The sequence below is a fragment of the Acinetobacter sp. TWP2-2-3 genome (assembly GCF_049896445.1).
Classification (GTDB): domain Bacteria; phylum Pseudomonadota; class Gammaproteobacteria; order Pseudomonadales; family Moraxellaceae; genus Acinetobacter.
This window is the reverse complement of the sequence record NZ_JAFCUI010000008.1, coordinates 67,532-90,746: the sequence shown is the minus strand read 5'-3', so window position 1 is coordinate 90,746 and position 23,215 is coordinate 67,532. Positions and strand designations below refer to the sequence as shown.

Here is a 23,215-nt window from a genome sequence, read left to right as displayed (position 1 = left end):
ATGCTTGTTAAGAGTGCAATAAAAAAACCCATCCGAGGATGGGTTTTCTATGCATGACTAACTTTTGGTTTTAGATTAGAAGCGGTACTTCGCTGCTACACCAAAGGTATTGTAGTCATTGTTAAACTGTTCGCCAAAGCCGACACGGCCTTCTAAGCTCACTTGCTGGTTAATGAACTTACGTGCATTGATACCAAATTCGCTCTTGTCGGTAATATCATTATTGTGATAATCAGCACCGACACTCAAGGTTTTGTCGATGAAATAATCTGCTGCCAGATTGTATTCATCTAGATCACCAAACGCTGCACCTGCTTCCAGGTTGATATCTTTACCATTGCTTAATGTCGTCACATATTTAGCACGAAGTGTTGGATCTACGCCATCATCATTGTCGTTATCCCAACCTTTCACACCAGCCGCAATCAATAGACCTGGCGCTGGCAGATAACCGACTTCAGCTGCATAGGTGGTTAAATCATTTTCTAGATCATCATTGTCCTGCAGATCATGGCCATTGACGTTACCGCTTAAGTAGAAGTCAGAATTCGGTACGAAGTACTCTGCACCTACGCCATAACGATGCGCTTCAGAATCACCAATTTCATTATATTGATATTGCGCACTCACGTTGCTAGCACGATCAAGGAATGCTGCTTCTGCTAATGGTGCATTACGTGTTTGAACTGGATTGAAGTAATATGTACCATCAACGCCGAAAGAACCGCTAGTTCCACCGTTGTCAGGATCAACCACTCCTGCTGATGCACCAATTTCTGCTTGGTAAGCATGTGCTGCTGTACCAGTCATTGCTATTGCTGAAAGTAGTGCCGAAGCAATCGCTAATTTTTTCATGGTTACTACCCCTCAAATCGTGAGTTAAAAACATTACACTTTTTGTTACAACTTTCAGTCTAGAGCAATTCCAAAGATCGTCAATCAAAGGAAAGTTACAGTAATGTGAATAGCGTAATCTTGTGTAATTTTTGCTGAACAAGTGACTGAATAATAAAATTAAATTTATAATGTAGTGTTTTATTAAAAGTGTGTAGATATTGTGGAATCTATTGAATTCGCTGATTTTTTATACAGAACAATAAGAAATCCTAAATTATAAAATCAATTGCAAAATTATATTTCGGTCATAAAACGGGGCTAAAAAGCCGATAAAAATTTCGGATAAAAAGACGCAAAAGAGTCTATGAGATGTTGAAAATTGGATGAGGGAAATACAGGTCTAAATGCTCAAGATATTCGAGCTTTAGACTGAATGGATCGTTAAAATAGCGGAAATAGACTGTGCTATAATATCGGGCTAAGAATTTTGTGCCTAATTTTGATTGAGAGTAATTCACGTGGAAATTAATCCGTATCTAAACCAATTAAAAGACTTAAACGAACGTGGTCAAACACTACGGGGGTATCTTTGACTACGATCTGAAAAAAGAGCGTTTAGAAGAAGTCCTGCGTGAATTAGAAGATCCAACCATATGGAATGATCAGAGTCGTGCTCAAGCAATGGCCAAAGAAAAAGGCGAGCTTGAAAATGTATTAAATGTGCTGGATCGCTTAAGTACCCAGCTTGAAGATGCACAGGCTTTGCTTGATCTGGCGGTTGAAGCGGATGATGAAAGCTTGCTAGAAGACGTACAGGCTGAACTGAGCACGGCTGAAGAAGAACTGGCCAAGCTTGAATTTCGCCGTATGTTCAATAATCCGATGGATCCAAACCCTTGCTATCTTGAAATTCAAGCTGGTTCAGGCGGTACAGAAGCACAGGACTGGGCGTCTATGTTGCTACGTATGTATCTACGCTGGATTGAACGTCATGGCTTTAAAGCAGAAGTGATGGAAGAATCTGATGGGGATGTTGCCGGGATTAAATCTGCGACGATTCGTGTGGAAGGTGAGTACGCCTATGGCTGGTTACGTACCGAATCTGGTGTACACCGTTTAGTGCGTAAGTCGCCCTTTGACTCGGGCAACCGTCGTCATACCTCGTTCTCTGCCGTGTTTGTGTCACCGGAAGTTGATGACAATATCGAAATTGAAATCAATCCGTCCGATGTTCGTACCGATACTTATCGTGCATCAGGGGCGGGTGGTCAGCATATTAACAAAACAGATTCTGCCGTGCGTTTAACCCATGCACCGACCGGAATTGTGGTGGCCTGTCAGAACCAGCGTTCACAACATGCCAACCGTGACCACGCCTGGAAGCAGTTACGTGCCAAACTTTATGAGCTCGAGATGAGCAAACGTAACGAAGCGGCACAAGCACTGGAAGATTCCAAGTCTGACATTGGGTGGGGTAGTCAGATCCGTTCTTATGTCCTGGATGATTCACGTATTAAGGATTTGCGTACAGGTGTGGAAAATTCCAATACTGGCGCAGTTCTGGACGGTGATCTGGACAAATTTATCGAAGCAAGCCTGAAACAGGGCCTGTAAGAAATCGTTTAAAAGCTGGCGTAACAAAGCTTGTGCAGATTGCGACCATTATATCTAAAATTTTCGATATATAAATCGAAAAAATACGATATAATGGTCGCAGATGCTGAATAAAGTTTCGTTGCGCCACTGATTGTGATGTGCCTATGGACCTTGATCTAATTTTTAAAGCCTTAGCCAATCCGACCCGTCGACAAATTCTGGAGTGGTTAAAATCTCCGGAGCAATATCTGTCTGCGGAAGAGTGTGGTGGCTTTCAACGTGGGGTCTGTGCAGGTCAAATTGAACGTTTGGGCCAGGTTTCCCAGTCCACCATGTCCAATCATTTGTCTGTATTACAGCAGACTGGCCTGATCACTGCGACCAAGCATGGACAGTGGTCATATTTCTCCCGCAATGAAACTTTGATTCAACAATTTATCGAACACCTACAACAACACCTTTAACAGGTGGGAGTAACGATGGCTGAATTAAATTCTCCTTTAACGCTCGGTGCGTTAGAGCTTAAAAACCGTGTCATCATGGCGCCGCTGACCCGTAACCGCGCAACTGCTGATCGCGTTCCAACCCCAATGATGGTTGAGTACTATGCGCAACGTGCAAGTGCTGGCCTGATTATTTCTGAAGCCACAGTGATTTCTGAAGAAGCCAATGGCTATTTAAATACTCCAGGATTGTTTACCGATGCTCAGGTCGAAGGCTGGAAAAAGGTTACTCAAGCGGTTCATGAGAAGGGCGGTCTGATTGTTGCCCAGCTTTGGCATGTTGGTCGTGTATCGCATCCGGATCTGTTAAATGGTGAAACACCAGTCTCTGCAAGTGCAGTACAACAGGCGGGTCATGTCAGCTTGTTACGTCCAAAACGTCCTTATGTGTTGCCGCGTCCGCTGGAAATTTCGGAAATTCATGCCATTACCGAGCAATATAAGCAAGCCGCGATTCGTGCTAAAGAAGCCGGTTTTGATGGTGTTGAATTACATGCTGCCAATGGTTATCTGATTGACCAGTTCTTGCAAAGCAAAACCAATCAGCGTGAAGATGAATACGGCGGTTCAGTGGAAAATCGTACACGTTTCCTGCTAGAAGCAACTGATGCACTGATTGAAGTATGGGGCGCAGATCGTGTAGGGGTGCATTTTGCGCCGCGTTGTGATGACCATGACATGGGCGACAATGATCCACGTGAAACATTTGGCTATGCCATGGAGCAGCTGGGTAAGCGCAAGATTGCCTTCTTCTTTACCCGTGAATATCTGGCAGAAGACAGTATTTCTGAATATATGAAACAGCGCTCAAATGGAGTGCCTTATATTGCCAATATGCAACTAAGTCGTGAAGATGCCATTGAATTACTGGCTTCAGGCAAGGCTGATGCGGTGGCTTTTGGTAAGGCGTATATTGCCAATCCGGATCTATACGAACGTCTGCTCGAAGATGCGCCGCTCAATGAACTGAAGCTGGAAAATATGATCGGAACCAATGTCGCGGAAGGCTATATTGATTATCCGACATTGGCTGAAGCAGAAGCTTTAACTACAGTAGAATAATCTAAAAATGAGTCACATTGATTAACATGTTGATGTGGCTCTGCTATATTCTGCCCATTGAATCTTTGGACAGGGGCGCAATGTGGCCACTCCATTTTGGTATAACGCAGCCTTGGCGCTGGTTAAACCCTTATATCAATCGCGTATCCGTAAACGTGCGACCGATCCTGAACAATTACAACAAGAACTGACAGAACGTTTCGGCCCGTTTCAGCCACCCAAAAACCTGCATGCCATCTGGTTTCATGTGGTGTCGGTGGGTGAAACCAATGCTGCCCAACCGTTAATTGAACATTATTTAAAACTTGGCCATCCGGTGCTGGTCACCAATACCACCAAAACCGGTCAGGCACGCGCTAAATCACTTTTTTTAAAAGCGCCTTATCTCGATTTGTTTCAAGCCGTGTATTTGCCTGCTGACCAGAAAACTTTAATTCGTGAATTTTATCAAAAATATCAGCCGAAACTTTTATTGCTGATGGAAACTGAACTTTGGCCGAATCTGCTGGATCAGGCACCCCAGTTTAATGTGCCAAGTGTATTGTTGAATGCGCGTCTGTCCGAAAAATCCGCCAAAGGCTATGCCAAGGTCAAAGGTTTGACCCGTGGCATGCTCAAGAATTTAACTGGTCTTTTGGCACAGGATACAGCCACCCAGCAACGTTATATTGATCTAGGTATAGCTTTAGAAAAAACTCAGGTCTTGGGCAATATCAAGTTTGATATTACGGCACCGCAGCAATTTATTGATCATGCGGCTCAATTGAAACAGGAATGGTCTTTGCAAGGCCGGAAGATCATTACGCTAGCCAGTACGCATGCGCCTGAAGAACAACAATTGATGGCTGAACTTAAATCTGCACTGGATGCAGATCCAACATTAGTTTGTATCGTAGTGCCACGCCATCCGGAACGTTTTGATGAGGTGTTTCAGGCGACACAGTTACTAGGTTTAACAACCCGGCGCCGTAGTTTGGGGCAACATATTGAGGCAGATACCCAGGTTTATCTGGCCGACTCTATGGGTGAAATGTGGCTTTGGTATGCTTTGAGTCAAGCCTGTTATGTTGGTGGTTCTTTAAATGAACCAGGTGGTGGACATAATATTCTGGAACCGATTGCGCTGAATGTGCCGACTGTTTTAGGCAAAAACTATTTTAATTTTCAGACCATCGTGGATGAGTTTGTTCAATCGGATGCAGTCGCAGTAGTACAGAATGCCCAGCAGGCTGCAGAAGTATTACTGGAACTTTTGCAAGATCAGGTTAAGGCGGAAAATTTGAATGCAGCAGCGCAGAAAATTATGCAGTTAAATACGGGGTCACTTGCCAAGCATATTCAGGTGATTGATCAGTATTTATAATTTTTGGTCATTCCCTCATTTATCATGTTTGATCGAAATATTCATTCGTAGGGGATACCTACTTTTCAGAGATGAAAAGTAGCAAAAATCTTTTGTATCACTGAAGGGATGTCCTTATCCCTCAGTGATACGGGCGGCATCCCTGCCACCAATCGTAATAGCTGATTGTAATTATAGTCTGGTCAGAAACCTTATTTTTTTCATCTTTTAACTCTTCACTTCTTATTTTTTTGAACTTGATCATTATGAATATCGTCCTGCTTGATCCACGTCAAACCGAAGCTGAATTCTGGTCGATTAGCTCAACTAGGCAACTGGAACATCTGCAGCAGCATCTACAGATTCAGGTGGGAGATACTTTAAAAGTCGGAATTCGGGAAGGTCAGCGTTACCTGACTGAGATTGTCGAAATTTCTGAAAAAGCAGTGCGCTTGAAACCGCTGCAACAAGAAACTGTTCCGGAAAAATTGCCAGTGACTTTAATCGTGGCCTTGCCACGTCCGAAAGTGCTGCGCCGTCTGATCATGGACAGTGTCACCTTGGGCGTTGAAAAAATCATTTTACTACATAGCTACCGTGTCGATAAAAGCTATTGGCAAACTCCATTTTTACAGCAGTTAAATCATTATATCGAGCTGGGACTGGAACAGGCAGGCGATACGGTTGCTCCGAAAATCGAGCTGTATAAACGCTTTAAACCCTTTGTTGAAGATATCTTGCCGGGTTTGATTAGTGCGGATGGTCCGGCTTATGTGGCACATCCTTATGCAGAGCAAGCGATGCCCTTTGCGATTGAGCATCCCTGTACGATTGTTATTGGTCCGGAGGGTGGATTTATTCCATATGAAGTTGATTTACTCATCAAAAACGGCTGCCAGGCTGTGAGCCTGGGCAACCGTATTATCCGTACAGAAACCGTGATTCCTTATGTTTTAGGTCGACTGTTTAGCGCGTGCTGAAGCTTCTTCATTGCCTTCACCACGATAGACTTTGACTTCCTGTACCGGATAAGGAATCGAAATATTATGCTCGGCAAAAGCCTGAATCACCCGTTCCTGCACCGCACTGATTGAAGTTCCGGTGCCAGTTTCAGTGGTATCGACCCACCAGAAAGCTTTTAGGGTAATAGAAAAGTCAGCCAGTGCCGTCACATTGACACTAAAGCCTGGCTGGCTCAGGATGGTCGGATCTTTATCTAAAATAGCGGTGATCAGGTCCTTGGCTTTCTGGATGTCATCTTCATAGCCGATGCCCACCACGAATTCGCAGCGGCGACGGGTATAGGCGGTATTCACCGTAACCGCACTGGTGTAGACCGTGGCATTCGGAATGACAATACGACGGCCATCTGGTGAACGTAAGAAGGTCGCACGAATCTGGATATCTTCAACCGTACCTTCCATGCCATTCACGATAATATCGTCGCCAATCTTGAACGGTTCACTGAGCAGAATTAACACGCCAGAGAGCAGGTTCTGGAAAATATCCTTGAAGGCAAAACCGATCGCGACTGAACCAATTCCGAGGGCACTCATCAGCTGACCCGGGGTAAAGCCAGGAACAGCAATCACCAGTCCAATCAGAATACCAAAGAAAATAATAAAGGTACTGCCGACACGGTTGAGTACCAACACCAGATTCTGACGGGTATAAGAGCGGTTTTCCAAAGTTTTACGTACGAAAAACTTGAAGACTTTGGAGAGTAACCAGAAAATCGTAATTACGATTAGCGCGATACAGAAATAAGGCACACGTTCCCAGAAACCTTCCATGATCTTGTCAATGGTGCTGTAGGCATCATTATACTTGGCGGTATGTTCAATCACGGTCTGGGTCGTTTTTTCAGTTGCCTGATGTAACAACTCCGTAGTGCCCTCAGTTACCTGGCTTAAGGTATTGTTTTGCTCTGCCACAAAAATTCCACAATTCAAATTTTGCCTATTTTGCCTGATGTTCAGCAAAAAATTAATAAGGACTCGAAGTCACCAGTGGATATTTTCTAAAAATAACGGCGCTGTTGTTAAAAGTATTTGGTGGTTTTTTGCATCATTTCCGTGGGGGTAGGTGTTTGTTCTTCACCGCTCATATAACTGAATAAAGCGATAGATCCCAACAGGCTAAGCAGGGTCAGGATAATCATCAGCCAGGCCAGAATTTTTTCCCAGAGCAAGGTGATCCGTGCCGGACCATACTGATTACTGCCGCGATCGCCCGAACCAAAAACGATATAAAGCCATACAAAAATGTTTACTACCGGCAGTAAAAATAATAGCGCCCACCAGCCACTGCGGTTCATATCATGCAAACGGCGAACGGTCACCACTAAAGCGAAATACACATAGGCCAGAACCATGACCAGTACACCGATACTGGCCAAGCCTTGCAGTGAAATCAGCCAGTTGGGATCTAGAGAATGGGTAGAAATATTCACAATATCAATACTGAGACCCAGTGCAATACTGCCAAATAAAAAAATGAAATACAGAAATGCCGACCAGGCAATAAAGCTCAAGCGTCCGAAGCGGCCTTTCATCGACAGGGGATGATCGGTTGCAGGCAGCGCAGGCGGGTTAAAGTAGGGAGATTCAGGCGATTTCATAAAGTGTATCCTGCTAAATCAGATGAAATAACTACAAGCGATCAATTTTATTTTTAAAGGGCTGTGCTACAGATCATACACAGTTGCGCAGAAGATTCTGTACTGTAAGTTGTGGTTTATTTTGATTGAATTTGTATAAATAATCTACGACGAAAGCATGATTGCCGGATTCGAAATAAGCAGGCCATACTGCCATTATGCATAAAAAACAATCAACAACGCAGCATTAACCTCTCGTGATGAGATAGAACAAAATCAAGGAAGTGACCTATGCAAGAGATCTATCCAGTACCCGAAGAATTTAAAAAAACAGCACGTACGCTCGAAGACCAGTACTTTGAACGTTATCAATATTCTATAGAACAGCCAGATAAATTTTGGGCAGAACAGGCGCAACGTCTGGACTGGATCAAGCCCTTTACCCAAGTCAAAAATACCAGCTTTAACAAAGACGATTTTAAAATCGAATGGTTTGCCGATGGTCAGCTCAATGTCAGCGCCAACTGTCTGGATCGGCACCTGAAAGAACATCCTTATAAACCGGCCATCATCTGGGAAGGGGATCATCCTTCGCGGCACAAGATTATTTCCTTTGCCGAGCTGCATGATGAAACCTGCCGTTTTGCCAATGTGCTGAAGAAAAATGGCATCCAGAAAGGCGACCGGGTCATGCTGTATATGCCGATGGTTTCTGAAGCTGCGATTGCTATGTTGGCCTGTGCCCGGATCGGGGCGGTGCATTGCGTGGTATTTGGTGGTTTCTCGCCAGATTCTTTGGCCAGCCGGATTGAAGACTGTCAGGCGAAAATGGTGATTACTGCGGATTCCGGCATGCGCGGCGGTAAGGCCATTCCACTGAAAGCCAATGTCGATGAAGCACTGAAACTGGCGGGTACAGACTCGATTCAAAATGTAATGGTGGTACACCGCACCGGTAACCCAATTGAAATGCAGGAAGGACGTGATCTGTGGTATCACACGGAAATTATGTCAGTGAATGACATCTGTCCACCCGAACCGATGAATGCCGAAGATCCGCTGTTTATCCTGTATACCTCAGGTTCCACCGGCAAGCCCAAGGGCGTGATGCATACCACTGGCGGTTATCTGACCTATGTGAATTGCACCTTCCGTGAAGCATTTGATATCAAACAGGATGATGTGTTCTGGTGTACCGCAGATGTGGGTTGGATCACCGGGCATTCCTATGTGCTGTATGGACCACTTTCGAATGGAACCACCACCGTGATGTTTGAAGGGGTCCCGCAATATCCAAGCTGGGCGCGTACTGGACATATTGTTGATAAGCATAACGTGACCATTCTCTATACTGCACCGACCGCGATCCGCGCCATGATGCGTGAGGGCGATGCTTTTGTACGGGAAAGTGACCGTAGCAGCCTGAGAATTTTAGGATCGGTCGGTGAGCCAATTAATCCGGAAGCCTGGAACTGGTACTACACCGTGGTCGGTGAAAGCCGCTGTCCCGTCATCGATACCTGGTGGCAAACCGAAACTGGCGGTTTTATGATTACGCCATTGCCGGGTGCGACTGATTTAAAACCAGGTTCTGCGACACGGCCTTTCTTCGGGGTACAACCGGCTATTGTCGATGCCGATGGCAAGGAACTGGAGGGTGAAGCTGAGGGAAATCTGGTGATTAAGGATTCCTGGCCGGGTCAGATGCGTACCATTTGGGGAGACCCGGAGCGTTTTATTGAAGCTTATTTCTCTACCTATCCCGGTACTTATTTTACCGGAGATGGGGCGCGTCGCGATAAAGATGGTTATTACTGGATTACCGGTCGTGTCGATGATGTCCTGAATGTGTCCGGACACCGTTTAGGTACTGCAGAAATTGAAAGTGCACTGGTGGCGCATGAATCGGTGGCTGAGGCCGCTGTAGTGGGTATGCCGCATGACATTAAAGGTCAGGGCATTTGTGCCTTTGTGACTTTGCAGGCTGATGTTGCCAGTTCAGATCAATTACGTGGAGAACTGGTCAGCTGGGTACGCAAGATTCTTGGTCCAGTGGCTACACCAGACGCCTTGCACTGGGCACCGGCCTTGCCAAAAACCCGCTCCGGCAAAATCATGCGGCGGATCCTGCGAAAAATTGCAGCCGATGAGCTGGATAGTCTCGGAGATACTTCAACCCTGGCTGAACCGCAGGTGGTGGATCATCTGATCGCAGAGGTACAGCGTAATAAAGTTTAAATTCAAGCGGTTCCAATACCGGCATTCTGCCGGTATTTTTATATCAGTCATAAGCTCTGCATGCTTTCGGATATAGGTCAGTACCCTGATCTGCTAAGCTGTTTCCATGCTGAACATGAGTTAAAATAATGAATGCACAATCCCCATATTTAAATCAGTCTCCTGTCGATATTGCCCAGAAACTTGCTGAAACTTTTGCTTTGACTGCCGCAGAGCGGGACAAACAGGGGGGGAATCCCAAGGCCGAGCGTGACCTGATTCGCCAGAGTGGCTTGCTTGGCCTGTCCATTCCAAAACAGTACGGCGGTCAGGAGGCAGATTGGCAGACCATTTTTAAAACCATTCAAATTATGGCCCAAGTCGACAGTTCACTGGCGCATGTCTATGGCTTTCACCATTTGCTGATTGCGACCGTGCAATTATTTTCCCAAGCGGAACAATATGGCCCGTGGTTTGAACAGACAGCCCAAAATGATCTGTTCTGGGGTAATACTCTAAATCCGCTGGACCGTCGCACCACAGCCACAAAAGTTTCAGAAAACGAATATATTTTTCATGGAGATAAAAGCTTCTGCTCGGGTTCGATCGATTCAGATATGTTGTTGTGTTCGGGCTATAACGAAGCCGGAAAATTGCTGATAGGTGTGATTCCGACCCAGCGAGAGGGTGTGAGCTTTCTGGGCGACTGGAACAATATGGGCCAACGCCAGACCGACAGTGGTACCAGTCATTTTGAGCAGGTCAAAATTCATGAAAATGAATTACTGTTAAATCCGGGTCCACTGAGTACACCGTATTCCAGTCTACGGCCTTTGATTGCCCAGCTGATTTTCGTGCATCTGTTTTTGGGCGTGGCAGAAGGGGCATTTGAAATCGCCAGACAGGGTGTACAGACCCAAAAAGCCTGGTCCAAATCACTGGCAGACGATGCAGTGAATGATCCTTTTATCCAGAAGCATTTTGCCGAGTTTTATGTACAACTGGAAAGTGTACGCTTACTGGCAGATAAAGCGGTTCAGACTTTACAGGCAGCCTGGGAGCTTGGGAATGATTTAACAGCTGAGCAGCGCGGTGAAGTCTCAGTTGCCATTGCCACAGCCAAAATTGCCGCAACCAATACCTCTCTCTATATTACCCAAAATATTTTCCAGGTGATGGGTGCGCGGGCCACCACGGCCAAGCTCAATCTTGACCGTTTCTGGCGCAATGTCCGCACCCAGACCTTGCATGACCCGATCGATTATAAATATCAGGAAGTGGGGGAATGGGTGCTGACTGGAAAAGTGCCTGATCCAAGCTTTTATTCCTGATCTGAAAATAAAACAGCCTCTTTATCAGAGGCTGTTTTATTCTGGATGAAAAAGTTTGGTTTTAAATTTGCTTGAAAGCTTCAATCGCTCTTACACGAGAGGCTTTTAAATCCACGATCGGTTTTGGATAATCCAGTTCAAGATCCAGATTTTTGGCATAGGGGTCATGAATGCTTTCGGCATCCAGATGCGCCAGTTCTGGCACCCATTGACGGATATAATCCCCATTCGGATCAAACTTTTGTGACTGGCCGACCGGGTTAAAAATCCGGAAATAGGGCACGGCATCCATGCCGGTCGAAGCACACCATTGCCAGCCGCCATTGTTCGCTGCCAGATCACCATCAATCAGCTGCTGCATGAACCAGCTTTCTCCCAAGCGCCAGTCTATCAGCAGGTTTTTACACAGGAACATTGCAGTAATCATGCGCACCCGGTTATGCATCCAGCCAGTAGCCTGCATTTGCCGCATACCGGCATCGACAATCGGAATCCCGGTGTGTCCTTGTTGCCAGGCAGCCAGATCTTCAGGTGCATTACGCCACTGGATATTATCGGTATTTTCCTTAAAAGGCCGATGTCTGGATACACGGGGAAAATCAAACAGGGTATGCAGATAAAACTCGCGCCAGAGCAGTTCATCCAGCCAGGTCTGCTGACCGATATCATCAATCTGGAAATAACCGTCCTTAAACAGGATCTGCATACATTGACGGATCGAGAGAATACCGATATTCAGATATGGTGACAGGCGGCTGGTACCATCGACTGCAGGTAAATCACGCTCGGTTTTATAGTGAGCCATTTTCTCCCCGATAAAATCATCGAGCAGCTCTAAGGCAGCTTGATCCTGCGCAGGCCAGAACTGGGCAACATGATCGACCTTATAATCAACTGCAAATTTTCCCAGATCAAAGCTGGTCAGCTGGTCTGGTAATTCAAGCGGATCTTGAGGCTGAATGGCGGGATAGCAGCCCGGTATATCCTGAATCAGTCGTTCATAGCATTTTTTCTTGAATGCGCTATAGACCTGATAGGGTTGATTGGACTGATTACGGATACTGGTCAGTGGAAACAGGCTGCGATCATGATACAGCTCGACCCGGATCTGCTGCTGTTCCAGCATCTGCTGTAGCTGTGCATCACGTTGCAGTTCATTCACGCCCACTTCAATATTGGCATGTAGCGTATCAATCTGCAGTTTTTGGCACAGGCTTAGCATTTCGGCAGGCAGGTTTTGCCATAAGGGAACATTTAAAATGATTAACGGAATATTCAGCTGCGCTAACTGCTGCTTTAAGATAATGAGTCGACGCAGATAAAAATCGATTTTAATCCGGGCATCCTGATGCAGCTTCCATTGTTCGGGAGAGAGAACCACGAGAGCAAAACAGGGTCCTTGCTGGGTGGCATGCCAGAGCGCGGCATGATCATGAATGCGGAGGTCTTGACGAAACCAGATCAGTTGCATTATTAAAATTCTTGGAAAGTCGTTAGTGCAGAATTTTAAGGAATTGCTGGTCTCAAACCTAGCCAGACAACAATTTTATCACATAAAAAAATCCCCCAAGCCGAGCCTTGAGGGAGGGAGTGAGTCTGCTGAGATTTATTGGAATGATTATACGGGCTCAGCTTCTTCTTGCTGCACAGGTGTTGCCTGTTGTGCTTCAAGCTCACGGACCAAAGGCAGCACCTTCTGGCCAAAATATTCAACCTCTTCAATAAAGTGCAGGAAGCCTGACAGAATCAGATCAACGCCCACTTTTTTCAGCTCGATAATCCGTTCAGCAATCTGCTGCGGTGTCCCAATCAGATTGGTGCGGAACCCGTCATTGTATTGCACCAGATCTTCAAAGGTGGATTTGGCCCAGTTGCCTTCACCTTCCTGACTTGCTGCGCCGGCTTCACGGGTCGCTTCACCAAAAGATTTCACTGCCTGCACATTGGCCTTGCTAATAATTTCCTGCAATACAGCCTGAGCTTCTTCTTCGGTATCCCGTGCAATCACAAAGGCATTTACGCCGATTTTCACCGAGTGATGATTTGCCTTGGCTTTTTCACGAATATCATCGATCTGTTTTTTCAGCTCTTCCGGGGTATTGCCATTGGTGAAGTACCAGTCAGATACGCGAGAAGCCATATCACGTGCTGCCCGGGAACTGCCGCCCTGAAAGATTTCAATATGCGGTTTTTGTAGCGGTTTCGGACTCAGGGTATAGTCTTTGAATTGATAATATTTACTTTCAAAATTAAAGTTGTTTTGGGTCCAGACCCCTTTCAGGCTACGGATAAACTCTTCCGAACGGGCATAACGCTCATCATGTTCCGGCCATTCTTCCCCAATGGCATCAAACTCACCGCGGAACCAGCCACTGACCACATTGATCGCAATCCGGCCATTGCTCAGATGGTCAATCGTCGCCAGTTGTTTGGCAGCCAGTGCCGGCTTCCAAGGACCCGGCAGAATCGCGGCAATGACTTTCAGGCGTTCAGTTTTGGCCAGAATACCATGACTGAAACTCACCGATTCATGCTGGTTTTCTGCATTATAGCCGGCAGTAAAACGGATCTGGGTCAGAGCATAATCAAAGCCTGCCTGTTCAGCGGTTTGTGCCAGACGCACGTTATAGTCATAGCTCCAGTCGGTGCGCTGCTCGATGTTACTGACCACCAGGCCACCACTGACATTCGGCACCCAATAGGCAAATACGATATTTTTATCATTCGACATATTCATCACCCTTTGTAATGCTGTGTTCAAGCCACTTGAGTCTTTGGTGCTTTCTTGCTGTGCAAGCGCGATTCTGCGGCATCCAGACTTGGCACGGCTGCTGAAGGCAATACTTCTTCTTGTTCGATCTGCTTGTTAATGCCCAGATTTTGACTGGCTTGAATGGTTTTTTCTTTAATCACTTCAGCACGTTGTCCCTTGGCTGGTGCCCATTCCAGAATCGGTAATGCACGCGCTACAGCCAGGGTAATCCGGTCGCGGAGCAGTTCACTGTGGATGGTATATTCAGGGGTGAAATCGCGGTCGGTAGCATAGACCCCAATCGGTAAAGTCTGTGCCTGGAAGAAGCTGAATAAAGGACGCAGTTGATGTTCAAGTACCAGTGCATGACGGTCACTGCCACCAGAAGCCGCCAGTAATACCGGAACATCCACCAGCGCCGTTTGCTCGACAAAGTCAAAGAAATGCTTGAACAGGCCTGTAAATGAAGCGCGGTACACAGGAGTGCCGACAATCAGCGCATCTGCGGCTTCTACTGCTGCCAGATCATTCTGAACGCGTTGCGGCAACTGATTGCGATAAATCGCGCCGCCCAAGAGCGAACCAATTTCACTAAATTTAATGAAATGCACATTGATTGGTGTCGCTTCCCCAAGCTCATCCAGAATGGCCTGAACCAAGGCTTCGGTTTTTGAGGGGTGATTTAAACCGCCAGATACGGCAACAATATTTAAGGGTTTTTGCGCATTAAAATTAGACATATTTAGAACCTGAAAATAGGGTTAATCTCGGAATGACCCTATTAATCCCGATTCAGCGAAGGGCTGTAAAATAACGAAAAGCTGAAAAGTTATCTGATTTTGCGATATACGACAAAGGCCTGATTTTTAAGGAAGGTTTTGTGGGTAAATGAATGATATTTATATTTATATTGAATAAAGATAAGCTTTTTCAGTGAGGAATAAGTGATATATAAAAAAGTGATGAGAATTAAACAATTATTGCAATAGTGCAAAAATGGGCAATTTTGAAGAAAAACTGCATATTATTTTAAAAATTGTAGTGTCTTGCATATCCTTAACCGGGTTGTGTGGTTAGAATAGGGACTACCGTGCCAAGATCTCTCACGTTGCCTATGAATATTTTAATCGTTGATGATCATCCACTATTTCGTCATGCCTTGATTCAAGCTGTACGTTATAGCCTGCCACAAGCCCAGATTCATGAAACTGCGGCAGTCAATGAATTTTATGAACGTCTAGAAAATGGCCCTGAGCCTGATCTTGTGCTGCTGGATTTAAACCTGCCGGGCGCTTCCGGCTTTTCTGCCCTCGTGCATGTCCGCGCACAATATCCGTCTTTACCGATTATTGTCGTGTCTGCACATGAAGAAGTCAGCATCATCCAGCGTGCGATCGCGCATGGTGCGATGGGCTATATTCCTAAATCTGCCCACCCAAGCCATATCGGTGAAGCGATTCGTGAAGTGCTAGAAGGTGAAATCTGGTTACCGCCAAATCTGCCGGCCAATATGAATTTTGATCCGCGTGCTGCCGATGAAACGGCTTTGGCAGAACGGATCCAGTCTTTGACGCCACAACAGTTCCGGGTATTGATGATGGTGGCTGAAGGTTTATTAAACAAGCAGATCGCTTATGAGCTGGATGTATCGGAAGCGACGATTAAAGCGCATGTGACTGCAATCTTCCGTAAGCTTGGCGTACAAAACCGGACACAAGCGGTATTGGCCATCAATGCACTGAATATTGAAGACCGCAAAATGTAAGTTCTGCATAGCCGAATTGAAAAAGACCTCCTTGGAGGTCTTTTTTTATGGGCGAAATCTGCAAAAATGAGTGCAAAGGCCTGAGTCAGCTAGGCGATATAATCCTGTTTGCGGGTGAAATCATCACAAAACAATGGATTTAAGGCACATTGCAATTCGTCAATCTGCTCTTCAGTGACATAACCTTTCGATTTCAGATATTCCGCCACGCGATCATCACGCAGACTCAGGAAAGTCGCATCATATACACCCAGATCCACAAACAGTGCCGCAGTTTCCAGACTGTTAAAACGATCCAGATAAACTTCATTGTCATACATCAGGAAGACATGTTCGTCGCGCGTATTCGGATCGACATGTAAACGCTGCGCCAGCTCATGTGGGCAGGTTTTGATAAATAACAGATCAGACAGCTCATCAAATTGGCTGGTGTCCAGACAATCTTCTTCATTTTTGACTTTACCCAGCCAGGCCTTAAAGACCAGTACCGCGCCACCACGCAGCAACATGCTCCAGATCTGATGACGGGTTTTTGCTGGAAGGTCCTCTGCTTCAGCTTCTAAAGACTGAATCAGCTTGTCTTCCTGTTCAGCAATCTTTTCAAATAGTCCCAGACCTTGCGGCTTGTAGGCATAAGGTTCAAAGACATCAAAATGTAATTCATCAAAGACTTGCAGTGCCAGGGGTACTGCACTCTGATACAGCGTTTCCAGTGCCTGATACTGGGCATCATTCAGCTTGCTGTATTTAAAGATCTGTGCCCAGTCAATGCTTGGCAATAAGGCGTTGGCGCCATATTGACGGTGAAACTGCTGGGTCTGATTCAGGCCCTGGTTTTGATCTATGTTCATGTGAAGAACTCCGATATGCAGAAATAGATCAGCGACCAAAAAAATTAAGGCTACATGAGATGGAAACTGATCGTTTCTTATTCCTCTATTTTTAGAGCCAAGTACAAGGGATAAAAATACGACTAAAGTTATAGTAGTGGAAAATTACTCTTTAATTTTTATTAAAAACAATAAGATAATTAATTGTAACTAAGTGTACACATGTACATTAATACATTCGTCAGTTTTTGCCATAGTGAATTAAAAAATGAGCATTTTGGTCAATTTATTCAGCTGTATTTTCGGCATATTTGCTGCTTTTAGCACATTAGAATAAATTTTATGCAAGCTAGGTAAGTTTATGTGGCAGTTGAGTATAAAAAATGCCCATTTCAGGGTGTGAAATGGGCATTGATCAGATCGTTATCTACTTAGGAGTCGGAAATTTTCAGTCCAGATAACCATGAACGTAATGAGGCCGGTTTCAGCGGTTTTTTCAGCAGAACAATGTTTAGCTCTTTTAGACGTTGCGGCAATTCCGGATCGGAATCGGCGGTAATCAACGCGACCGGAATATCCTTCGAACAATGTTCCAGAATGAAATCCAGACCGATCTTGTCCTGATTCAGATGTTGATCCACCAGCCAGACCTGAATATTTTCCTGCTGAATCAGCATGGCTGCTTGTTCAGGTTCAGTGGCTTTAAACACCTGATAACCCCATTTGGTCAATAAGGTCGACATGCCTTCCAGAATGGTTTCATCATTATCCAGACACAGAATCTTAAAGGCTTTGCTCTTTAAAGGTACGGCCTGAACCGGTGCTGCGACCACTTTCGGTGCTTCGATCACAGGCACTTCAATCATAAAGCAGGAACCTTTACCCAGCGCAGAAGACACATGTACCGGATAGTCCAGCATGCTGGTCATGCGTTGTACGATCGCCAAACCTAGGCCCAGACCCTGTTCACCCCAAGGCGAGGTGTGGCCGCAACGTTCAAATTCCTGAAACAGTTTGATGCGCTGTTCTTCGGCAATGCCCGGGCCAGTATCCCAGACGCCAATACGGATATGATTCGGTCTGCTGCTCGAACGTAATACACCGACCACCACTTTACCTCTGGCAGTATAACGCAACGCATTGCTGACAAAGTTCTGGATAATGCGGCGAATCCATTGTGGATCGGTATCAATCCAGAACTGTGCATCATGCACACTGAACTTGATACCACGCTGTGCAGCGATGGATTTGAACTGGAGTTCCAGATCGCTGAGCAGGTCATGCAGCGGATAAGCCTGACGTTTCGGCTGAATGGTGCCGCCTTCCAGTCGGGCAATATCCAGCAGGGCAGACAACATGCTTTCTGCACCATGCAAAGCACGATCCAGTTGTTGTAAGGTCTTGCGGTCTTCATCATTCTGCACGCTTTGTTCGAGTGCGGTACTGAACAGGCGCGCGGCATGCATTGGCTGCAACAGGTCATGACTGGCGGCTGCAATGAAGCGGCTTTTTGACATATTGGCCTTATCGGCCTGTTCACGCGCCAGTTGCTGCTCGGACAATGCATCGGCCAGCTGCTGGGTACGGTCCTGAACGCGGGCTTCAAGCACGGCTTCATTTTCACGGAAGGCAGTAATATCGGCGAAAGTAGTAACGAACCCGCCGCCTTCGATCGGATTGCCGCGCATCTGAATGACGCGGCCATCTTTACGAATCCGTTCAAATTCATGGGCACTGCCGACCTGCATCCAGTGAATCCGTTTCCGTACATGTTCTTCAACCGAGCCCGGGCCACATTCACCACGTTCAGCGTTATAACGGATCAGGTCTGCGATTGGACAACCGACATAGACAATATCGGTCGGATAATCGAACAGTTTCAGATACTGATTGTTCCATGCGACCAGACACATGTTTTCATCGACTACGCTGACCCCTTGGGTCATGTGATCAATCATGGTCATGATCAGATTCTGATTGAAGCGTTGCCATTGCGAGGCCTGATCGAGAATATTGGCGACCTGACCCAAGGCCAGGCCATTATTGACCATGGCGGTAGTAAGCAGGGTACGTGCTGAAGCTGCCCCGATAGTCCCCGCCAGATACTGTTCAGTGAAACGCCACCACATGCCATTGGCACTGCTGTTTTCATTCAGCTCAACGCTGTTTTGGGTACAGAATTGCTGGAAAGCGCGTGTGGTTGGGCCTTCGCCGGTAATGCGTTTGGCCAGGGTAATCAGATCGCCGACTTTTAAACGGGCAACATCCTGATGCGAATAGCTGACCTCGTTAGAAGGACTCTGCGAGGGTAGTGGCTTGGTTTCATAATAGAAGAAACTTTCGGCTTGAATCTGTTCGGCAATACTCGGACGGAAAATACGGGAAATCCAGATATACAGCAGGGTATTTAAGCCCAGTGCCCAAACTACGCCATGCGTCAGTGGATCAAAAGACTCAAAACCGATCAGGGCTTCCGGTCTTAACCAGTTCCAGCCAAAAGGCCCTTGATTCAGCAAGCTTTGGCTAAAGCTGCTATAGGCTTCTGGCAGGCTTCGCAAAATGGTTGGAAACAGCAGGGTATAAGCCCACAAGGCAAAACCGGTCAGGAGTCCAGCATAGACACCCTGTTTACTACCGCCACGCCAGTACAGGCCACCGATCAGGGCAGGGGCGAATTGTGCCACCGCACTAAATGCCAACAGACCAAAAACCGACAACTGGTCAATATCATTAAAGAAATTGAAGAACAGGAAGCCCATCAACATCACGCCCAGAATACAGACCCGGCGGGTAAATTTCAGCACCAGCGGCAAGCGTTTGTCATGCCGGGAAATCAGCTTTAAACGCCACAACGCCGGCATGATCAGGTCATTGCTGAGCATGATTGACAGTGCCACGGAAGACACCAGCAGCATCCCGGTAGAGGCAGAGAAACCACCCAGAAATGCCAATAAGGTCAACCAGTCCTGATTATAGCTAAGTGGTAAGGACAGGACCGCCACATCCGGAATGGCCAGATATTGCGGTGCAGCATGTAGCGCCCAGCTGGCAATGGGAATAATCGCCAAGGTAGTCAGAATCAAATAAACTGCAAACCAACGCCGCGCACCACGAATATGTTTTTCATCACGTAGCTCAACCACAGCTACATGGAACTGACGCGGCAGGCAGATAATGGCCAGTGCCGCGAGCAGGGTCTGAATCCAGAAACTTTGTGGCACGCCAAACAGTTGTACATCATGAAAAGTAGTGCTGATATCGCTACTGATCTGTGCCAGATTTTCTGGTGCTTCAAACATAAAGAAACAGGCAACTGCCAACAGGGCAAAAAGTTTAACAAAAGACTCAAATGCCACGGCCAGCATCAACCCGCCATGCTGTTCAGTATTGGCAATCTGCCGGGTACCAAACATCATCGCCAGTATCGCCAGAACCCCAGTCAGAAACAGCACGCCATTGGTCGTGCCGGTTACACCTGCGGAAGGTTCCAGGATGACGGCGGCACTTAAGGCAATCGCACGTAACTGCAAGGCCAGATAAGGCACAATCGCTACCACCGCCAGAATGGTTACCAGCGAGGCGAGGGGACCACTTTTACCATAGCGTGCTGCGACAAAGTCAGCGATCGAAGAAATGGCATGATGCTGTCTCACCCGTCCCAGACGGCGCCAGATGTCATAGCCGACAGCAACAAAGAGTAGCGGACCCAGATAGATCGGCAGGAAAATAATCCCTTCACGTACCGCAGCACCCGTGGCGCCGTAAAAGGTCCAGGAGGAGCAGTACACTCCTAAAGTTAAACTAAACAATAGCATACGCCCACGGGTACTCAGCCGGCTGGCATGTTTTTCCCCGTAGAAAGCGCAGATAAAGAGTAATGCGATATAGAGGGCGAGTACCCCTATGATGAGCCAACTGTTCATATAGCCTGATGTGTACTGAGCATGCCGCTATGATAACGCATCGTGAACGCTACAGTTTAAATTGATCATTTTTTAACGACCAAAGTCTAAATTACAAGCACCTACGATTATTGTTAACTTGCAACAGTGATAATTCGAATTAAAAAATAGGCAGCCCAAGGTTGGGCTACAGGAGTAGTAATTATGGATGAGGTACAAGTAGATCGTATTCTACAAAATCCAAAATTCAAGGAAATGGTCCGCAAGAAAAGTATGCTCAGCTGGACGTTGACCGGCATTATGCTATTTGTCTATGTGGGTTTCATGTTGCTGGTTGGTTACAACAAAGAATTTCTATTGTCTTCAATTTCAGGTGGTGTGACTACGTGGGGTATTCCACTCGGTCTGGGTATCATTGTCCTGTCGTTTATCTTGTGTGGTGTGTATTCCTACATTGCCAATAACAAACTTGATCAATTGACTGAAGAAGCAATCCGTGAAGTCGAAGCGATTGCGCATGAAAAAGGACACCACTAAGATGAAATGGAATTCTCTTATTGCTCTTGCTGCAACTGCAATGGCCTCAGGCATTGCATTCGCTGGTCCTGATCTGGGTGCAGCAGAACAGCAGGCGACCAACTGGCATGCGATTATCATGTTTGTGATTTTCGTAGGTGCTACGCTGTTTATTACCAAATGGGCAGCAAAACAAACCACCAATACCAAAGACTTCTATACGGCCGGTGGCGGTATTTCCGGTTTCCAGAATGGCCTGGCCATTGCCGGTGACTATATGTCAGCTGCATCGTTCCTGGGTATTTCCGCGATGGTGTTCCTGTCCGGTTTTGATGGCTTGCTTTATTCACTGGGTTTCATGGTGGGCTGGCCGATCGTATTGTTCCTGGTGGCAGAACGTCTGCGTAACTTGGGTAAATACAACCTGTCAGACGTAGTGTCTTTCCGTCTACAGGAAAAACCGGTACGTACCTTGGCTGCTTTAAGCTCGCTGGTTGTGGTTGCGTTCTACCTGATTGCACAGATGGTGGGTGCAGGTCAGCTGATTAAACTTCTATTCGGTCTGAACTATAATATTGCAGTCGTGATCGTTGGCTTGTTGATGATGGCTTACGTGATGTTCGGCGGTATGTTGGCAACCACTTGGGTACAGATCATCAAGGCGGTAATGTTGCTGTCTGGTGCGACCTTTATGGCATTCATGGTCATGAAAGGCGTGGGCTTCAGCTTTACCAACATGTTTGAACAGGCGATTGGTGTTTATTCAAAAGTACATGATTTAAGCCTGACAGATGCCACCAAGATCATGGGGCCGGGTAGTCTGGCGTCTAATCCGATTGATGCGATTTCTTTAGGTCTGGCATTGATGTTTGGTACAGCAGGTCTGCCACATATCCTGATGCGTTTCTTCACGGTAAAAGATGCCAAAGAAGCGCGTAAATCAGTCGTGGTTGCTACAGGCTTTATTGGTTATTTCTACCTGCTCACCTTCATCATTGGTTTCGGTGCGATTCTGTATGTATCGAACAACCCGCAATTCCTTGATGTTGCGAAAATGGCAGTGACTGGCAAGCTGGAGCTGGTCGGTGGTAATAACATGGCGGCGGTGCACCTGTCTGATGCAGTGGGCGGTGACCTGTTCATGGGCTTCATTTCTGCAGTTGCATTTGCCACGATTCTTGCAGTCGTTGCTGGTTTGACCCTGTCAGGTGCTTCAGCAATTTCGCATGACTTGTATGCCAACGTGTTGAAGAAAGGCCAAACCACGCCTGAATCTGAACTACGTATGTCTAAAATTGCGACTTTAGGTCTTGCGATCTTCGCGATGATTCTCGGGATTCTGTTCGAGAAACAAAACGTAGCCTTCATGGTCGGTCTGGCATTCTCGGTTGCGGCATGTGCCAACTTCCCGGTACTGGTATTGTCTATGTTCTGGAAAGGTTTGACGACACGTGGTGCAGTTATTGGTGGTGTTGCGGGTCTGGTAACCGCAGTAACCTTGATTGTGCTGTCTAAAGCAGTATGGGTCGATACTTTGGGTATTTCTGATACGCCAGTGAACCCGTTCAATGGTCCTGCAATCTTCGCGATGCCATTGTCATTCTTGTGCTGCTGGTTGTTCTCTGTGACGGATAATTCGGCACAGGCTCAGGCAGAACGCAAAGCCTTTGATGCCCAGTTTGTACGTTCACAAACCGGTATTGGTATCTCAGGCGCATCGGATCACTAAGATCTGCGCTACGCTAAAAAAGCCCCGTCAGGGGCTTTTTTTATGGAGATATAATCAAGCTTTCTCTTTAGCATAAACGCCGTATTGAATTGAGATGGCTGGATTTGTGCAGCGTTATTTCAGTAATTTTCATACAAATCGCATATCTGCAAGCGGATTTAAGCGTGCTATGTTAAAAGCTGCTAACAATAACAATGTGTTCCCTACATGACGATAGTAACAAGAAGAGCAACA

The 23,215-nt window shown here is 46.4% G+C and carries 18 protein-coding genes; 10 read left to right on the top strand and 8 right to left on the bottom strand.

What is annotated here, in order from left to right:
* Positions 1–75: 75 nt before the first annotated feature.
* Positions 76–855: a putative porin gene (locus ACP7AK_RS11815; RefSeq protein WP_004647252.1), complete on the bottom strand. Its 780-nt coding sequence runs from the start codon at positions 853–855 to the stop codon at positions 76–78.
* Positions 856–1,355: 500 nt separating this feature from the next.
* On the opposite strand from ACP7AK_RS11815, the gene prfB reads away from it, so the two are divergent.
* The 5 genes from prfB to ACP7AK_RS11790 all read left to right on the top strand — a co-directional run bounded on the left by prfB (position 1,356) and on the right by ACP7AK_RS11790 (position 6,320).
* Positions 1,356–2,451 (top strand): peptide chain release factor 2 gene (prfB, locus tag ACP7AK_RS11810; RefSeq protein ID WP_101627160.1). Its coding sequence is split into 2 segments (ribosomal slippage): positions 1,356–1,427 and positions 1,429–2,451, totalling 1,095 coding nucleotides; the frame shifts between segments, so codons are not numbered across the junction.
* Between the two features lie 146 nt (positions 2,452–2,597).
* Positions 2,598–2,897 (top strand): ArsR/SmtB family transcription factor, encoded by a 300-nt coding sequence (locus ACP7AK_RS11805; protein WP_004281346.1) that lies wholly within the window; start codon positions 2,598–2,600, stop codon positions 2,895–2,897.
* A 15-nt stretch (positions 2,898–2,912) separates the two neighbouring features.
* Entirely contained in the window at positions 2,913–3,998 is a 1,086-nt protein-coding gene (locus tag ACP7AK_RS11800; protein ID WP_004729181.1) for an alkene reductase, read from the top strand.
* 82 nt (positions 3,999–4,080) lie between these two features.
* Entirely contained in the window at positions 4,081–5,361 is a 1,281-nt protein-coding gene (locus ACP7AK_RS11795) for a 3-deoxy-D-manno-octulosonic acid transferase (protein WP_425879959.1), read from the top strand.
* A gap of 245 nt (positions 5,362–5,606) precedes the next feature.
* On the top strand, positions 5,607–6,320 hold the full coding sequence (locus tag ACP7AK_RS11790; RefSeq protein ID WP_425879958.1) for a 16S rRNA (uracil(1498)-N(3))-methyltransferase: 714 nt from the start codon (positions 5,607–5,609) through the stop codon (positions 6,318–6,320).
* On the opposite strand, the gene ACP7AK_RS11785 is transcribed toward ACP7AK_RS11790, so the two are convergent.
* The gene (locus ACP7AK_RS11785; RefSeq protein ID WP_004281355.1) at positions 6,294–7,274 is read right to left on the bottom strand and encodes a mechanosensitive ion channel family protein; all 981 of its coding nucleotides are present in this window, start codon (positions 7,272–7,274) and stop codon (positions 6,294–6,296) included. The genes ACP7AK_RS11790 and ACP7AK_RS11785 overlap by 27 nt on opposite strands.
* 107 nt (positions 7,275–7,381) lie before the next feature.
* Positions 7,382–7,960 (bottom strand): DUF805 domain-containing protein, encoded by a 579-nt coding sequence (locus ACP7AK_RS11780; RefSeq protein ID WP_114540951.1) that lies wholly within the window; start codon positions 7,958–7,960, stop codon positions 7,382–7,384.
* A 270-nt stretch (positions 7,961–8,230) separates the two neighbouring features.
* Here ACP7AK_RS11780 and acs point away from each other — a divergent pair, with 270 nt between their 5' ends.
* Both acs and ACP7AK_RS11770 read left to right on the top strand, forming a co-directional pair.
* Positions 8,231–10,177 carry an acetate--CoA ligase gene (gene acs / locus ACP7AK_RS11775; RefSeq protein WP_004647260.1) on the top strand — a complete coding sequence of 649 codons (1,947 nt, stop codon included), beginning with the start codon at positions 8,231–8,233 and terminating at the stop codon, positions 10,175–10,177.
* A 128-nt stretch (positions 10,178–10,305) separates the two neighbouring features.
* Entirely contained in the window at positions 10,306–11,487 is a 1,182-nt protein-coding gene (locus tag ACP7AK_RS11770) for an acyl-CoA dehydrogenase family protein (protein WP_425879957.1), read from the top strand.
* Between the two features lie 61 nt (positions 11,488–11,548).
* Here the strand turns inward: ACP7AK_RS11770 and ACP7AK_RS11765 are convergent, their stop codons facing one another.
* The 3 genes from ACP7AK_RS11765 to msuE all read right to left on the bottom strand — a co-directional run bounded on the left by ACP7AK_RS11765 (position 11,549) and on the right by msuE (position 14,979).
* The gene (locus tag ACP7AK_RS11765; RefSeq protein ID WP_425879956.1) at positions 11,549–12,958 is read right to left on the bottom strand and encodes a cryptochrome/photolyase family protein; all 1,410 of its coding nucleotides are present in this window, start codon (positions 12,956–12,958) and stop codon (positions 11,549–11,551) included.
* A 147-nt stretch (positions 12,959–13,105) separates the two neighbouring features.
* A complete protein-coding gene (gene sfnG, locus ACP7AK_RS11760) occupies positions 13,106–14,218 on the bottom strand; it encodes a dimethylsulfone monooxygenase SfnG (RefSeq protein WP_425879955.1) in 1,113 nt (370 codons plus the stop codon).
* Between the two features lie 26 nt (positions 14,219–14,244).
* Positions 14,245–14,979, bottom strand: a complete 735-nt coding sequence (gene msuE, locus ACP7AK_RS11755) for an FMN reductase (RefSeq protein ID WP_004647265.1) — start codon at positions 14,977–14,979, stop codon at positions 14,245–14,247.
* A 374-nt stretch (positions 14,980–15,353) separates the two neighbouring features.
* Between msuE and ACP7AK_RS11750 the strand changes: the two genes are divergently transcribed.
* A complete protein-coding gene (locus ACP7AK_RS11750) occupies positions 15,354–16,004 on the top strand; it encodes a response regulator (protein WP_004281370.1) in 651 nt (216 codons plus the stop codon).
* Between the two features lie 89 nt (positions 16,005–16,093).
* On the opposite strand, the gene ACP7AK_RS11745 is transcribed toward ACP7AK_RS11750, so the two are convergent.
* On the bottom strand, positions 16,094–16,855 hold the full coding sequence (locus tag ACP7AK_RS11745; protein WP_425879954.1) for a hypothetical protein: 762 nt from the start codon (positions 16,853–16,855) through the stop codon (positions 16,094–16,096).
* 410 nt (positions 16,856–17,265) lie between these two features.
* Positions 17,266–20,757 (bottom strand): hybrid sensor histidine kinase/response regulator, encoded by a 3,492-nt coding sequence (locus ACP7AK_RS11740; RefSeq protein WP_425879953.1) that lies wholly within the window; start codon positions 20,755–20,757, stop codon positions 17,266–17,268.
* 183 nt (positions 20,758–20,940) lie between these two features.
* Between ACP7AK_RS11740 and ACP7AK_RS11735 the strand changes: the two genes are divergently transcribed.
* Both ACP7AK_RS11735 and ACP7AK_RS11730 read left to right on the top strand, forming a co-directional pair.
* Positions 20,941–21,273 carry a DUF485 domain-containing protein gene (locus ACP7AK_RS11735; RefSeq protein ID WP_004281374.1) on the top strand — a complete coding sequence of 111 codons (333 nt, stop codon included), beginning with the start codon at positions 20,941–20,943 and terminating at the stop codon, positions 21,271–21,273.
* 1 nt (position 21,274) lies between these two features.
* The gene (locus tag ACP7AK_RS11730; RefSeq protein ID WP_425879952.1) at positions 21,275–22,981 is read left to right on the top strand and encodes a cation acetate symporter; all 1,707 of its coding nucleotides are present in this window, start codon (positions 21,275–21,277) and stop codon (positions 22,979–22,981) included.
* Positions 22,982–23,215 lie beyond the last annotated feature (234 nt).